Annotated in this window: 11 protein-coding genes; 3 read left to right on the top strand and 8 right to left on the bottom strand. The window is 66.0% G+C overall.

Going from position 1 to position 13290, the window contains the following annotated elements; translation table 11 throughout:
- Positions 1-6 precede the first annotated feature (6 nt).
- Genes CRO39_RS06525 through CRO39_RS06510 form a run of 4 tightly spaced genes read right to left on the bottom strand, consistent with a single transcriptional unit; the run spans position 7 to position 3057 of the window.
- Positions 7-546: a pilus assembly protein PilP gene (locus CRO39_RS06525; RefSeq protein ID WP_097121067.1), complete on the bottom strand. Its 540-nt coding sequence runs from the start codon at positions 544-546 to the stop codon at positions 7-9.
- Entirely contained in the window at positions 543-1211 is a 669-nt protein-coding gene (locus CRO39_RS06520) for a type IV pilus inner membrane component PilO (RefSeq protein WP_097121066.1), read from the bottom strand. The genes CRO39_RS06525 and CRO39_RS06520 overlap by 4 nt, the downstream gene beginning before the upstream one ends.
- The gene (locus CRO39_RS06515) at positions 1211-1999 is read right to left on the bottom strand and encodes a PilN domain-containing protein (protein WP_097121065.1); all 789 of its coding nucleotides are present in this window, start codon (positions 1997-1999) and stop codon (positions 1211-1213) included. The genes CRO39_RS06520 and CRO39_RS06515 overlap by 1 nt, the downstream gene beginning before the upstream one ends.
- Positions 1999-3057, bottom strand: a complete 1059-nt coding sequence (locus CRO39_RS06510) for a pilus assembly protein PilM (RefSeq protein WP_097121064.1) — start codon at positions 3055-3057, stop codon at positions 1999-2001. The genes CRO39_RS06515 and CRO39_RS06510 overlap by 1 nt, the downstream gene beginning before the upstream one ends.
- Positions 3058-3273: 216 nt before the next feature.
- Here CRO39_RS06510 and CRO39_RS06505 point away from each other — a divergent pair, with 216 nt between their 5' ends.
- The 3 genes from CRO39_RS06505 (at position 3274) to CRO39_RS06495 (ending at position 7378) form a co-directional block, all read left to right on the top strand.
- Positions 3274-5694: a penicillin-binding protein 1A gene (locus CRO39_RS06505; RefSeq protein WP_097121063.1), complete on the top strand. Its 2421-nt coding sequence runs from the start codon at positions 3274-3276 to the stop codon at positions 5692-5694.
- 104 nt (positions 5695-5798) lie between these two features.
- Complete coding sequence (locus CRO39_RS06500; protein ID WP_097121062.1) at positions 5799-6443, top strand: hypothetical protein; 645 nt, start codon at positions 5799-5801, stop codon at positions 6441-6443.
- A gap of 155 nt (positions 6444-6598) precedes the next feature.
- A complete protein-coding gene (locus tag CRO39_RS06495; RefSeq protein ID WP_162125632.1) occupies positions 6599-7378 on the top strand; it encodes a methyltransferase, TIGR04325 family in 780 nt (259 codons plus the stop codon).
- A gap of 205 nt (positions 7379-7583) precedes the next feature.
- Here CRO39_RS06495 and CRO39_RS06490 read toward each other — a convergent pair whose 3' ends face one another.
- The 4 genes from CRO39_RS06490 to recG form a co-directional block, all read right to left on the bottom strand.
- The gene (locus CRO39_RS06490) at positions 7584-8873 is read right to left on the bottom strand and encodes a citrate synthase (RefSeq protein WP_097121060.1); all 1290 of its coding nucleotides are present in this window, start codon (positions 8871-8873) and stop codon (positions 7584-7586) included.
- A 253-nt stretch (positions 8874-9126) separates the two neighbouring features.
- Entirely contained in the window at positions 9127-9369 is a 243-nt protein-coding gene (locus CRO39_RS06485; RefSeq protein ID WP_097121059.1) for a type B 50S ribosomal protein L31, read from the bottom strand.
- Positions 9370-9467: 98 nt separating this feature from the next.
- A complete protein-coding gene (locus CRO39_RS06480; RefSeq protein ID WP_097121058.1) occupies positions 9468-10403 on the bottom strand; it encodes a nucleoside hydrolase in 936 nt (311 codons plus the stop codon).
- A gap of 156 nt (positions 10404-10559) precedes the next feature.
- Positions 10560-12704, bottom strand: coding sequence for an ATP-dependent DNA helicase RecG (gene recG, locus CRO39_RS06475; RefSeq protein ID WP_097121057.1), 2145 nt, complete (start codon positions 12702-12704; stop codon positions 10560-10562).
- Positions 12705-13290 lie beyond the last annotated feature (586 nt).

Here is a 13290-nt window from a genome sequence, read left to right as displayed (position 1 = left end):
CCCTAATCATTGATCTTCAAGCGCAATCGCCGCCGGACGTTCCAGCCAGCCACCCGCGCCGTCCGGCACCAGTTCCACAAGTTCTATGCCATCTTCCCGGACGGCGGTAACGCGACCGTCGCTTTGCCCCAAGTAGGCGCCCGGCCGGACCCGGTGGGTCACCTTGTCCGGCGCCATCACCAGCGCAATCAGGCCCGGCCCACGCCCCAGCGTGCCGACCATGTCCAGACTGTCCAGCGGGTACTGCTCCAGCGTTTCCTTGCGGCGGTTCGGATCCGGCCGCAATCCGCCTGCATCGCTGTTGCTCCAGGCGTTGCTGAACGGATCGCGCATCCCCTGCGCCGCATACTCGAAGGTTTCGAACTGCTGCATGACCGGCAACGGATCCAGCGGCGGCGCCGGACGCGCGCGTACATCGGCAACCCATTTCTGCAGGTTGGGAGCATCGCCCGGCGTGCTGGTGATGCCGCGCCCGCATGCGGACAGCATCAGAATCACGCACAGCGCCACGCCTGCGCGGACGAGTTCATGCTTGCCCGGATTCATGCGCCACCTCCCGCTTTCGCCGCTTCGGCAGCCTTTTTCTCCTGCTCCGCGGTCTCTTCCTCGTCCAGGTAGCGGTAGGTCTTGACCGTGCCCGACAGCTCCAGCGCACCGCGGCTGGTGATGCCGGTCTTGCTGTCCTTGGGCTTGAGCGAGATGTCATGCATGGTCAGGATGACCACGCGCGGCAGCGAGGCGACACCGCTGACGAAGGCGCCGAACTGGTGGTAGCTGCCAACCATGCGCAAGGCGATGGGCTTCTCGGCGTAGAACTCCTTCGGCGATTCCGGACCCGGCTGGAACAGCTCGTTGGCCAGGCCGCTGGACAGTGCGGTCTGCGAGATGTCGATGATCAAATCCGGCATTTCGGTCCGGCTGGGTAGCTGGCGCAGCATCTGCTGCAGCACCTGTTCCATTTGCGCCAGTTGCTGCTTCAGCGGTTCCAGGTTGGAGGCCCGCCCCTGCTTGTCCTCGAAATCGGCGCGCAGCTGGCTTTCCTGGCGCTCCAGGCCCTGCAGCTCCTCGCGCTTGCCCTTGATCAGCAGGAAATAGGCCAGTATCAGGATGAACAGACTGATGATCACGCAGAAACCGATCTTGGCGTTCTGCGGCCACGCGCCGATGTTGTTGAAGTCCAGATTCTTCAACGAAGTCTTTTTCTGGCTCATTATTCGCCCTCCGAGGCGGCCGGAGCAGTGCCAGCCGATGCCGGTGCCGTTCCTTCAGCCGCTGGCGCGGGTGCCGTGGTCGCAGGTGGTGCGGCCGCAGGCTGCGCCTCGGCAGCAGGAGCAGACTCCACCGCAGGCGTCGCCGTAGCCGGGTCGGCGGGCGCGGCGCCTTCGGCCTCGAGCAGCGGTTGCTCCCCTTCCGGCGTCGCATTCGGATTGGCCAGCAGCACCTTCAGGTTGAACATGTACGGCAGCGCGCGGCTGTCGCTGACCAGGGCATTGCTCTTGGCGTCCTTCTCATCGGCCTTGGCCTCGATGATGGACAGATCCGGACGGGTCATCCAGCCGGAACCTTCCAGGTTGCGCATGTAGGCGCTGACGCGCGCGTTGGACTGGGCGCGGCCTTCCAGGGTCAGGATTTCGCCTTCCTGCTTGATGTTGGACAGCGCCACGCCATCGGGGATGGTGCGCACCAGCGAATCGAACAGATGGACCATCTGCGAGCGGTTTGCCTGCAGTTGTTCGATGACTTTCTTGCGTGCCAGCAGGCGGTCCTTCTGCTTGTCCAGCGCCTCGATTTCCTTGATCTGGACCTCGACCTTGGCGATCTCGTCCTTCAGGAACTGGTTGCGCACATTCTGGCCGCTGATCTGCTGGTCATAGTGGAACCAGATCAGCCCGGACAACAGGAAACCGATGATCGCCGCGGCGCCCAGCATGGCGTAGAACTCGCGCTGACGCTGCTCGCGGCGCTCGGCGCGCCACGGGAGTAGGTTGATTCTTGCCATCAGTCAAAGCTCCTCAAAGCCAGGCCGGTGGCGATCATCAGGGCCGGGGCATCCTGGGCCAGGGCATGCGCCTGGACACGGGGGCCAAGGGTCATCTGGGCCAGCGGGTTGGCGACGATGGTCGGCACGCCCAGCTGCTCTTCCACCATTTCGGGCAACCCCGGCAGCGCGGCGCAACCGCCCGCCAGCACCACCTGATCGACCCGGTTGAACTCGCTGCCCGCGTAGAAGAACTGCAACAGGCGGCTGATCTGCTGGACGGTGGCTTCCTTGAACGGCTCCAGCACTTCGATTTCATAGCTTTCCGGCAGCCCGCCCTGGCGCTTGGCCAACCCGGCTTCCTCGTAGGTCAGCCCGTAGCGGCGCATCACCTCGTCGGTCAGCTGCTTGCCGCCGAACACCTGTTCGCGGCTGTACAGGCTGCGCCCGCGGCGCAGCACGTTGAGCGTGGTCATGGTGGCACCGATATCGATCAGCGCGACCACACCGTCCTGCGGGACCGGCAGGTCGTCGGCCATCAGCGCGAAGGCGTTCTCGACCGCGAAGGCCTCCACGTCCATCACCTTGGCGGTCAGCCCGCCGAGCTCCAGCGCCGACTGGCGCAGCTCGACATTCTCCGAGCGCGAGGCGGCCAGCAGCACCTGCAGCATCTCGGGGTTGTTGGGCATCGGGCCCAGCACCTCGAAATCCAGGTTCACTTCCTCGATCGGGTAGGGAATGTAGTTGACCGCCTCCAGCTCGACCTGGGCTTCCAGGTCGGCCTCGTCCAGTTCGGCCGGCATCGGGATGATCTTGGTGATCACCGCCGAACCGGCGACGGCAGCCGCGGCATGCTTGGCCTTGCTGCCGGCGCGGGTCACCGCGCGGCGTATGGCCTCGCCTACCGCCTCTACCTCGACGATGTTCTTTTCCACCACCGCGTTGGGCGGCAGCGGCTCCACCGCGTAGTGGTCCACGCGATAGCGGTTACCGACACGCGACAGCTGCAGCAGCTTGACCGCGGTCGAACTGATGTCGACGCCGATGAGCGGCGACTGGCTTTTTGGGATTAGCCCCACGGTCTTTCCCCTTCCGACGGGCACTGGACGGACTTGCGTGCGCCACATTAATAACTAAGTTTTTACGCTTGGCAACCGACGTTTTCGTGGCTGTGCTGCTTGTCACGTTTCTCGAAGGTTGTCGCCCAAGCCCCTGTTTCCCCCGGGAACGCCTTGGGCGGTCCCATCTCTAATCTATACTCTGCCATAACAAATTCTGCAATCGGAAAGCACTGGATGCCCCGTTTTCGTCGCTTATTGCGCTGGACCTTGATCACGTTTATCGCTTTTTCCCTGCTGGGCCTGGCCGGCCTGGGGGCGCTCTACTACGTGGTGGCGTCCAAAGTCCCCGATGTAGAGTCCCTGCGCAATGTCGAGCTGCAGGAACCCCTGTACGTCTACGCCAGCGACGGCAAGCTGATTGGGCTGTTCGGGGAGACCCGGCGCTACCCGGTCAGCATCCAGACCGTCCCCGAACGGGTCCGGCAGGCCTTCATCGCCGCCGAGGACGCGAACTTCTACCACCACCATGGCGTGGACCCCAAGGGCATTTCCCGCGCGGTCTGGCAGACCCTGACCAAGCGCGGGGGCCGGGTGGCCGGCGGCAGCACCATCACCCAGCAGGTGGCCCGCCAGTTCTACCTCAGCTCGGAGTACAGCTATACCCGCAAGCTGGTCGAAATGATGCTGGCCATGCAGATCGAAAAGGACCTCAGCAAGGACGAGATCCTGGAGCTATATCTCAACAAGAGCTTCTTCGGCAACCGCTCCTACGGCGTGGTGGCGGCGGCCGAGTACTACTACGGCAAGCCGCTGGATCAGCTGACGCTCGCCGAGACCGCCACCCTGGTCAGCGCGCTGAAGTTCCCTTCCAGCGGCAACCCCATCAGCAACCCGGTCCGCAACCACCAGCGCAGCGCGTACGTCATCGACCGCATGCTCGAGGACCGCTATATCAGCGCTGCCGAGGCTGCACAGGCCAAGGCCGAACCGATGCACGCCAAGCCGCATGAGCGGCCGGTCGAAGTGTATGCGCCGTACGTGGCGGAAATGGTCCGCCAGGAGATGATCGCCCGTTTCGGCGGCGACATCCTGACCAAGGGCTACCACGTCACCACCACCATCGATGGGCCGCTGCAACTGGCCGCCGACCAGGCCGTGCGCAGCGGCCTGAGCCTGTACGACCGCCGGCATGGCTGGAACGGGGTGGAACGGCACTTCGACGTGGCCGATGATGCCGATGCCAAAGCCCTTGCCTCGCACCTGAGCGGGATTCCGGCCCAGGCCGGGCTGGTTCCGACCATCGTCGCGAGGACCGGCGGCGACGGCAGCGTCACCGTGGTGCGCGCCAGCGGCGACGAACTGACCCTGCCTGCGGCGGCCAGCAAGTGGACCGGCAAAACCCCCGCGCAGTTGTTCAAGCGCGGCGACCTGGCCCGCGTCTCGGCCGGCAAGGAAGTCGGCGAATTCGTCATCGACCAGATCCCGCGCGGCCAGGCCGCGCTGGTGTCGCTGGATGCCGAAAACGGCGCGCTGCGGGCCATGATCGGCGGCTACAGCTTTGCCGGCAACAAGTTCAACCGCGCCACCCAGGCGCGCCGCCAGCCAGGCTCCAGCTTCAAGCCTTTCCTCTATGCCGCGGCGTTCGAGAAGGGTTTCAACCCGGCCTCGATCGTGCTGGATGCGCCGGTGGTGTTCCGCGACCGCCGCGGCCATATGTGGCGGCCGCAGAACGACGGCGGCGGCTTCCGCGGCCCGATGCGCCTGCGCGAGGCGCTGGTGCAGTCGCGCAACCTGGTCTCGGTGCGCCTGCTCGACGGTATCGGCGTGCCGTTCGCGCGCCAGTACATCAGCCAGTTCGGCTTCGATGAGGCCGAGCTGCCGCCCAATCTGTCGATGTCGCTGGGCACGGCCTCGCTGACGCCGATGTCGATGGCACGCGGCTATGCGGTGTTCGCCAACGGCGGTTCGCGGGTCACGCCCTGGTTCATCGACGAGGTCAAGGATCGCGAAGGCAATGTGATCTTCAAGGAGAATCCGGCGGTAGCCTGCCGCAGTTGCGGCCACAACAACGGCGCTACCGCGTCCAGCAATGCCAATGTCGTCGACGGCTTCAATTTCGGCCCCGCGCAGTCGGCCGCACCGGAGCCGCTGAAGACGTCCGAGCCGGCGCAGGCGCAGAAGCCGGCCGACCCGGATGCGGTGATCGCGCCGCGCGCGATCGACGAGCGCACCGCCTACCAGCTGGTTTCGATGATGCGCGATGTGGTGCAGCGCGGCACCGGCACCGCCGCCAGGGTGCTGGGGCGCGAGGACGTGGGCGGCAAGACCGGTTCGACCAACGAGCACCGCGACGCCTGGTTCGCCGGATTCGGCGGCACCTACGCCACCGTGGTCTGGGTCGGGCGCGACGATTTCCGTTCGCTGGGCTACCGCGAATACGGCGGCAAGGCGGCGTTGCCGATCTGGATCGACTACATGCGTGCGGCGCTGAAGGACAAGCCGGTGGCGCTGAACGAGCCGCCCGCGGGCATGGTCCAGGTCAATACCAACGGCGTGACCGAATGGGTCAAGGCGGAAGACCTGGATCGCATCCAGCAATACGATTTCGGCCTGGAAGACGCGGTGCCGGACGAATCGGCGTTCGACATCTTCTGAGGACCGGCTCAACGTCGGTCCGACCGGTGGCGGCGCGGTGCCGCGGCCACCGGTTCATGAAACTTCGTGTACATTCGGGCCAGGTTTCGACGCGGAGGCTCCCCATGCACCACGCCCGCCAGCATTCCGAAACCCGCACCCGCGAACGCCGCCAGCGGCTGGCCCATGAGGCCGCCCGGCTGATGGCCGAAGGCGGCATCCGCGACTTCCACCAGGCCAAGCTCAAGGCGGCCAGCCGGCTGGGCATCCACGACGACGCCTCGCTGCCGCGCAACCGCGAAATCGAACAGGCCCTGCGCGAATACCAGCGACTGTTCCACGGCCAGGCGCATACCGCAGGCCTGCGCACGCGCCGCGAAGCCGCCCTGCGGGCGCTGGCCTTCTTCGAAGCGTTTTCGCCGCGGCTGGTCGGCCCGGTGCTGGACGGCACCGCCGACGCCCGCTCGCCGGTGCATCTGCACCTGCACAGCGACGACCCCGAGGCGGTGGCGCGCTTCCTGGAAGAACACCGCATCCCGGCCGAGTCATCGACCCGCCGGCTGCGCATGGACCGCGAACGCGTCGCCGACCTGCCGGTATGGGTGTTCAGCGCGGAGAACCTGAGCTTCGACCTGACCGTCCTGCCGCATAACGCATTGCGCCAGGCGCCGCTGTCGAACATCGACGAGAAGCCGCTCAACCGCGCGTCGGCGGCGCAACTGCGGCAATCCCTGGCCGACGAGGAAATCGCCGGCTACGAGGCCGGCTGAACCCAACCCGCGGCCGCTGTCCGGTCGTCGCCGCCTTTTCCGGTTCAATGGCTGCAGGTTCCTGGGTGTCAACCACCCCGGGGGGGCATGTGGACGGTTCCAGCGGATACGGCCAGCGCTTGGTCCGCATCGCCCGTGAAGCGATGGAGTTCCCCGTGCTCCGGCAAATCGCGCGTCCCCTGTATCGACGCTACTTCCGGCGCCCGTACCCGCACGGGAACCTGTACTACGGCATATTCCCCAGCTATGCGCAGGCGCTGGCACAGGCGGCGGGATTCGCCTCCCCGCAACTGCCCTCGCACTACGATGTGGACGCTGCCGGACGGCTGTATCGCTCCCAGCTCCAGCAGGTGCGGATCTGCGACTACGCTGCGATGTTCTGGCTGGACCGCATGCTGGCTGCCGGGGTACGCCGGGTGTTCGATCTCGGCGGGCATATCGGACAGGCCTATTACGGGTTCGGCAGGTACCTGCGGTTTCCCGAGGATCTGGACTGGTGCGTGCACGACGTGCCCAAGGTGATGGCCAGCGGACGACAGTGGGCATCGGCCCACGACGCCGGCAAACGCCTGCGTTTCGACAGCGACGCGCTTGATGCCGACGGCACCGACCTGCTCATCAGCAGCGGTGCGCTGCAGTACCTGGACTACACGCTGCCGGAGCTGTTGGCGAAGCTGGGAAACCCGCCTGCCCATGTGATTTTCAATCTGACGCCGATGCATCCGCAGGCAGGGTTCTTCACCTTGCAGAATCTGGGTATCGCCATCTGTCCGTACCGCGTCATCGGCATACCGGAAATGACCGAACGGATGGCCGATCTCGGCTACCGGATACGCGACCGCTGGGAACTGCCCGAACGCGCGCTGCGAATCCCCTTCCATCCCGACTACACGATCGATCGCTATTACGGATTCTATTTCCAGCGAAGCGTGTAGGGTTCCGTAAGCCTTCTTCTGCCGGCGCGGGGATGTCCGGGGCGCGTTGGCGCAGGGAAGGAAACGCTCGTCGAAGCGGCAAGCCGCCACGCGCGCAAAAGGCCGCAACCGGCAGGACGGAGGCGGCCGAACCCAGGAACGGGAGCAGAAAAAAGGAAACGCCCCGCAATGCGGGGCGCCTGGTTCCCTGCGGCGACGCAACGGCTCAGCGCTGGTCGATGCCCTTGTAGTCGCGCACATCGTAGCCGGTGTAGATCTGGCGCGGACGGCCGATCTTGGCTTCCGGGTCGACCTGTTGTTCCAGCCAGTGCGCGACCCAGCCGGCGGTACGGCCTATGGCGAACATGACGGTGAACATCTCGGTCGGAATCTTCAGCGCCTTGTAGATGATGCCGCTGTAGAAATCCACGTTGGGGTACAACCTGCGCTGCACGAAGTAGTCGTCCTTCAACGCGGCTTCTTCCAGCCGCATCGCCACTTCCAGCAGCGGATCGTCCACGCCAAGTTCACCCAGCACCTTGTGGGTCATCTCGCGGATGATCTTGGCGCGCGGGTCGAAGTTCTTGTAGACGCGGTGGCCGAAGCCCATCAGGCGGAAGCCCGACTCCTTGTCCTTGGCCTTGGCCACGGCCGATGCGACGTTCTTGGCATCGCCGATCTCTTCGAGCATCTTCAGCACGGCCTCGTTGGCGCCGCCATGGGCTGGCCCCCACAGCGCGGTGATGCCGGCAGCGACCGACGCATACGGATTGGCGCCGGTGGAACCGACCAGACGCACGGTTGAGGTCGATGCGTTCTGTTCGTGATCGGCATGCAGGATGAACAGCAGGTCCAGCGCCTTGGCGACCACAGGGTTCATCTCCAGCGGTTCGCTCGGCACCTCGAACATCATGTGCAGGAAGCGCTCGACATAGGCCAGATTGTTGCGCGGGTAGCGGATCGGCCAGCCGATGGAATAGCGGTAGGCGGCGGCGGCCAGGGTCGGCATCTTGGCCAGCAGGCGGATGGCGGCCAGGCGGCGCTGTTCGGGATCGTTGAGATCCAGCGTGTCGTGATAGAACGCCGACAACGAGGCGACGGTGCCGGCCAACATCGCCATCGGGTGCGCATCGTAGTGGAAGCCGCCCAGGAAGTTCTTCAGCGACTCGTGCATCATCGTGTGATGCGTGACTTCGTGATCGAATGCGTCGAATTCGGCCTTGGTCGGCAGTTCGCCGTTCATCAGCAGGTACGCGACTTCCAGGAAGCTGGACTGCTGGGCCAGTTGCTCGATCGGGTAGCCGCGATAGAGCAGCACGCCGTTGTCGCCATCGATGTAGGTGATGGCCGACTTGCAGCTGGCGGTGGCGGTAAAGCCGGAATCGTAGGTGAAAAGACCGGTTTCCCTGGTCAGCCTGGAAATATCAACGCAGTCGTTGCCAAGCGTGGGTTTCAGGATCGGCAGATCAACCGATTTGTCGCCTGCGGTCAGCGTGACCTGGTCAAGTTCGGACACAGTGTGCGCTCCTTACATGGGAAGCGCCGGCCCGCAGGGCGGGCGGCGTGTGAGGGGAGTCCACGGCATGAACCATGGATAACCCAATTATCGCACACGCCTCTTGGAGCCGTCGCTCGAATGCAGGCCATAGCAGACCAAAGCATAAGAGCCCGGCAGGCTCGGGAATCTCGCAGACGCTCGGATCCGCAAACGCAAACGGCCGCGCCCAGGGCGCGGCCGTAGCTCTGCGCAAGGCAGAGGAAAATGCGTATCAGCGCGCGTAGCGCTTCTGGAACTTGTCGATACGGCCGCCGCTGTCGATGACCTTGTGCTTGCCCGTGTAGAACGGGTGCGAAGCCGAGGAGATTTCGATCTTGATCAGCGGGTACTCGTTGCCGTCTTCCCACTTCACGGTTTCCTTGCTGCCCAGGGTCGAGCGGGTCAGGATCTTGAAGTCGGAGGTCACATCGTGAAACACGACGGCGCGGTATTCGGGATGGATGTCGGCCTTCATGGCGGGCACACCGTGTTACGGGAAGGGAAGAGCGGCATTTTAGCCCGCCCTTCCCTGCCGGCGCAAGACCCGGCACTGACGCGGCCGGGAGCCGGTTTTCAGCCGGCCGCCAGCGCCGCCTGTATCAGGGCCTCGAACCGGGCCTGATCGTAGCGCATCAGGAGGCTGGCCTTGTCCGGGCGGCCGCCTTCCCGCCGCCAGTCGACCACGGTGGCGCCGCGGGCATGGCTGCCCTGCAGCTCAACGGCCAGCGGCCGATCCAGCAGTTCCAGCGCGCCCTGAGGTTCCAGCGCGAACGCCATCGCCAGCGCGTCGGCCGCGTACCAGTAGTCGCCGCGGCGGTCGATCGACCACAGCCGGGTCTTCTCCGAGATGCCGGCATAGAAGCGGGCGCGCGCCGAATCAGCCTTCAGCCAGTCGACCACCTTGTCGTGGTGCAGGCCATGGGCGATGGTGGCCTCCCAATCGGCCAGTTCGAAGCGTTCGAACGCCTCGAACACGATATGCGCCGCTTCCGGGTCAAAATAGATGTTGAACTCGGCCGCCGGGGTGATGTTGCCGTGGCCGGTCACCGCACCGCCCATCACCACGAAACGGGCGACCCGCTGCGGCAGGGTCGGATCCAGCTTGAGCGCCAGCGCGATATTGGTCAGCGGGCCCAGCGCCACCAGCAGCAACCGGCCGGCGTACTGGTGCGACAGCCGCAGGATGGCCAGCGCGGCGTGTTCGGCCTCGGCCTTGCGGGCCGGTGGCGGATAGCCGATGTCGCCGAACCCATCCAGCCCGTGCACATAGCCGGCATCCGGCGAAGCGTGCAGCAGCGGCACCGGGGTACCGGCGAATACGGGCACGTCCGCGTTCGCGATTTCGCACAACTTCAACGCGTTGCGGACGGTGTGCTCCAGGCCGACATTGCCGGCGGCGATGGTCAGGCCTACGACGTCGTGGCGGGCATCGTTGAACGCCATCAGCAATGCCAGGGCATCGTCCACGCCCGGGTCGGTGTCGATCAACAGCGGAATCTTGTCGCTCATCGGTGCTCTGTCTTCCTGTACTCGGCCCGCGAGTCTGGCATCGTTGCGTGGCGAGCGGAAGACGGCAGAGGCTGGAGGATTGCCGGAGCCGCGACGGATTGCCGGCAAGTCTTGTCGCGACCCGCATCGTTGCTACAGAGAAACTCCGGCCGCGCGTTATGCCGATGCATAACGCGCCGCGCCGCCGACCCAGCGTTCGACCAACCTGTCGGCAGTCGCCGGCGATTCGGCCAGCAACCGGTCGGCCAGATCCCGCACCTGCGGCAGCAGGCCGGCATCGCGCGCCAGGTCCGCAACCCGGAATGCGGCCAGTCCGGTCTGGCGCGTGCCCAGCAGTTCGCCTGGCCCGCGCAATTCCAGGTCTTTTTCGGCAATGAGGAAGCCGTCGTTGGTCTGCCGCAGCGTCTGCAAACGCTGCCTGGCCATCATCGACAACGGCGGCTGGTACAGCAGCACGCAGCTCGATGCCTTGGCGCCGCGCCCGACCCGGCCGCGCAGCTGGTGCAGTTGCGCCAGACCCAGTCGCTCGGCGTTTTCGATGATCATCAGCGAAGCGTTCGGTACATCGACGCCGACTTCGATCACGGTGGTGGCCACCAGCAAATCGGTATCGCCCTGTTTGAAGGCGCGCATCGCCGCCTGCTTTTCCGCCGCCTTCATCCGCCCATGCACCAGCGCCACGCGCAATTCCGGCAAGGCGGCCGAAAGCTGTTCGAACGTGCTTTGCGCAGCCTGCGCTTCGATGCGCGTCGTGGCGTTGCCGTTGCCGCCGGGTTTACCGTCTTCCTCGCTGTCATCGATCAGCGTGCAGACCCAGTAGGCCTGGCGGCCTTCGGCGCAGGCGCTGCGGATGCGCTCGATCAGTTCCGGACGGCGTTCGGCGCTCAGTGCCACGGTCTGCACCGGCGTGCGTCCCGGCGGCAGTTCGTCGATCGCCGAGACATCCAGATCCGCATAGGCGGCCATCGCCAGGGTGCGCGGAATCGGCGTGGCGGTCATCACCAACTGATGCGGGACTGCCAGCTTCGCCGCGCCCTTGTCGCGCAGCGCCAACCGCTGGTGCACGCCGAAGCGATGCTGTTCGTCGACGATGGCCAGCGCCAGGTCATGGAACACCACCGCTTCCTGCATCAGCGCATGGGTGCCGACCACTACCTGCGCCGCGCCGGAAGCCACTTCCTCCAGCACCCGCGCCCGCGCCTTGCCGGTCACCTTGCCGGCCAGCCAGGCCACCCGGACGCCCAGCGGCTCCAGCCAGCCGCGCAGGTTGGCCAGGTGCTGTTCGGCCAGCAGCTCGGTCGGCGCGGCCAGGGCGGCCTGCTTGCCGGCTTCCACCGCCAGCATCGCCGCCAGCGCGGCGACCACGGTCTTGCCGCTGCCGACATCGCCCTGCACCAGCCGAAGCATCGGCGAAGGCTGCTTCAGATCGGCGCGGATCTGTTTGAATACGCGCTGCTGCGCACCGGTCAACTGGAACGGCAGCGCCGCCAGCAGCTCCGCCGCAAGCCGGCCACGGCCGGCCAGCTTCGGCGCGCGATGCTGCTGCAGGGCGATGCGCTGGCGGCGCAGGCTCAGGTGGTGGGCCAGCAATTCCTCCAGCGCAAGCCGGCGCTGGGCCGGGTGCGTGCCCAGCGTCAGCGCGCCCAGATCGGCGTCGCGCGGCGGGCGATGCATCGTCAGCAGCGCATCGCGCAACGAGGGCAGGCCCAGCCCCTGCAGCATCGCCGGCGGCAGCAGTTCCAGCACGTCGGTGCCCGGCAGCTTGTCCAGCGCCTGAGCGATCAGCTTGCGGATGGTCGCCGGACCGATGCCTTCGATGCTCGGATAGACCGGATCCAGCGCCTGCCCCAGCGCGGCATCCTCGGCATCGCCGAGAACCCGATAGCTGGGGTGGACGATTTCCAGCCCATGCTGTCCCGGCTTGGGCGTGCCGTAGCAGCGGACCCGGGTGCCCACCGCGAACTGCGCCACCTGCGCGGCGCGGAAATGGAAGAAGCGCAACACCAGGGTGGAATGCGATTCGTCGCCAATGGCCACCCGCAGCACCGGCCGGTAGCGGAAACCGCGCTCGACCGCTTCCACCCGCCCTTCCACCTGCGCCGGCTGGCCCGGGCGCAACTGCCGGATCGGGGTCAGCGCAGTGCGGTCCTCGTAACGCAGCGGCAGGTGCAGCCACAGGTCCTGCAGCGTCAGCAATCCGCGCGCCGCCAGCTTCTCGGCCACGCGCGGCCCCACGCCGGGCAGGTGGCTCAGCGGTTGCAGGGAAAGTCCGACGGCGGCGCCGTCTTGTCGTATCGGCATTGCTAGGGCCTGTTAACGCTATTGGGACAGGTCACGCCGGCACTGAGTGCGTGCGGGACAAGGAAGAACGAGGAAATGTATGTCGATACACGCCCGAGTGATGACGCGGTACCGTGCGCACTCAGTGCCGGCCCCCTATCAAGTATGGCCAAGTACGGGGCAGGCTCTTCGGGTTGCTTTCCAGCGCTCGCCAGGCGGCCGCGCGCGGCTTGAACAGGCGGCCAGCCTGCCGCTGCGCCGCGCGCAATCACCTGACAACCGCTGGAAAGCAACGTGACCTGTCCCAATAGCGTTAACAGGCCCTAAGCATGCCGGGATTGGCGAAAAACAAAAAGTTTTTCTCCCAAGTGCGGGGGGAACGTCTATGTGGAATCCGGTGGCCAGGGCAGTGCGGGACTCGCCGTAAATACGTCCTTGTAAGCTCTTCCGCGGCGTCCATGCCGCGAACGGTCCCGCACTGCCCTGGCCACCGGCTTCTGGACACCTGGTCGGCGCGCGAAGTACGGCCTTCCGAAGTCGCGATCTGTCATCTGTCCAAAGGCGACGCCCGGCGCGCTGCGCCGGGCCGGTTCGGGCCGCGAAGCGG

Source organism: Pseudoxanthomonas wuyuanensis (assembly GCF_900215535.1).
Taxonomy (GTDB): Bacteria; Pseudomonadota; Gammaproteobacteria; order Xanthomonadales; family Xanthomonadaceae; genus Pseudoxanthomonas_A; species Pseudoxanthomonas_A wuyuanensis.
This window is presented reverse-complemented; position numbering and strand designations above follow the sequence as displayed.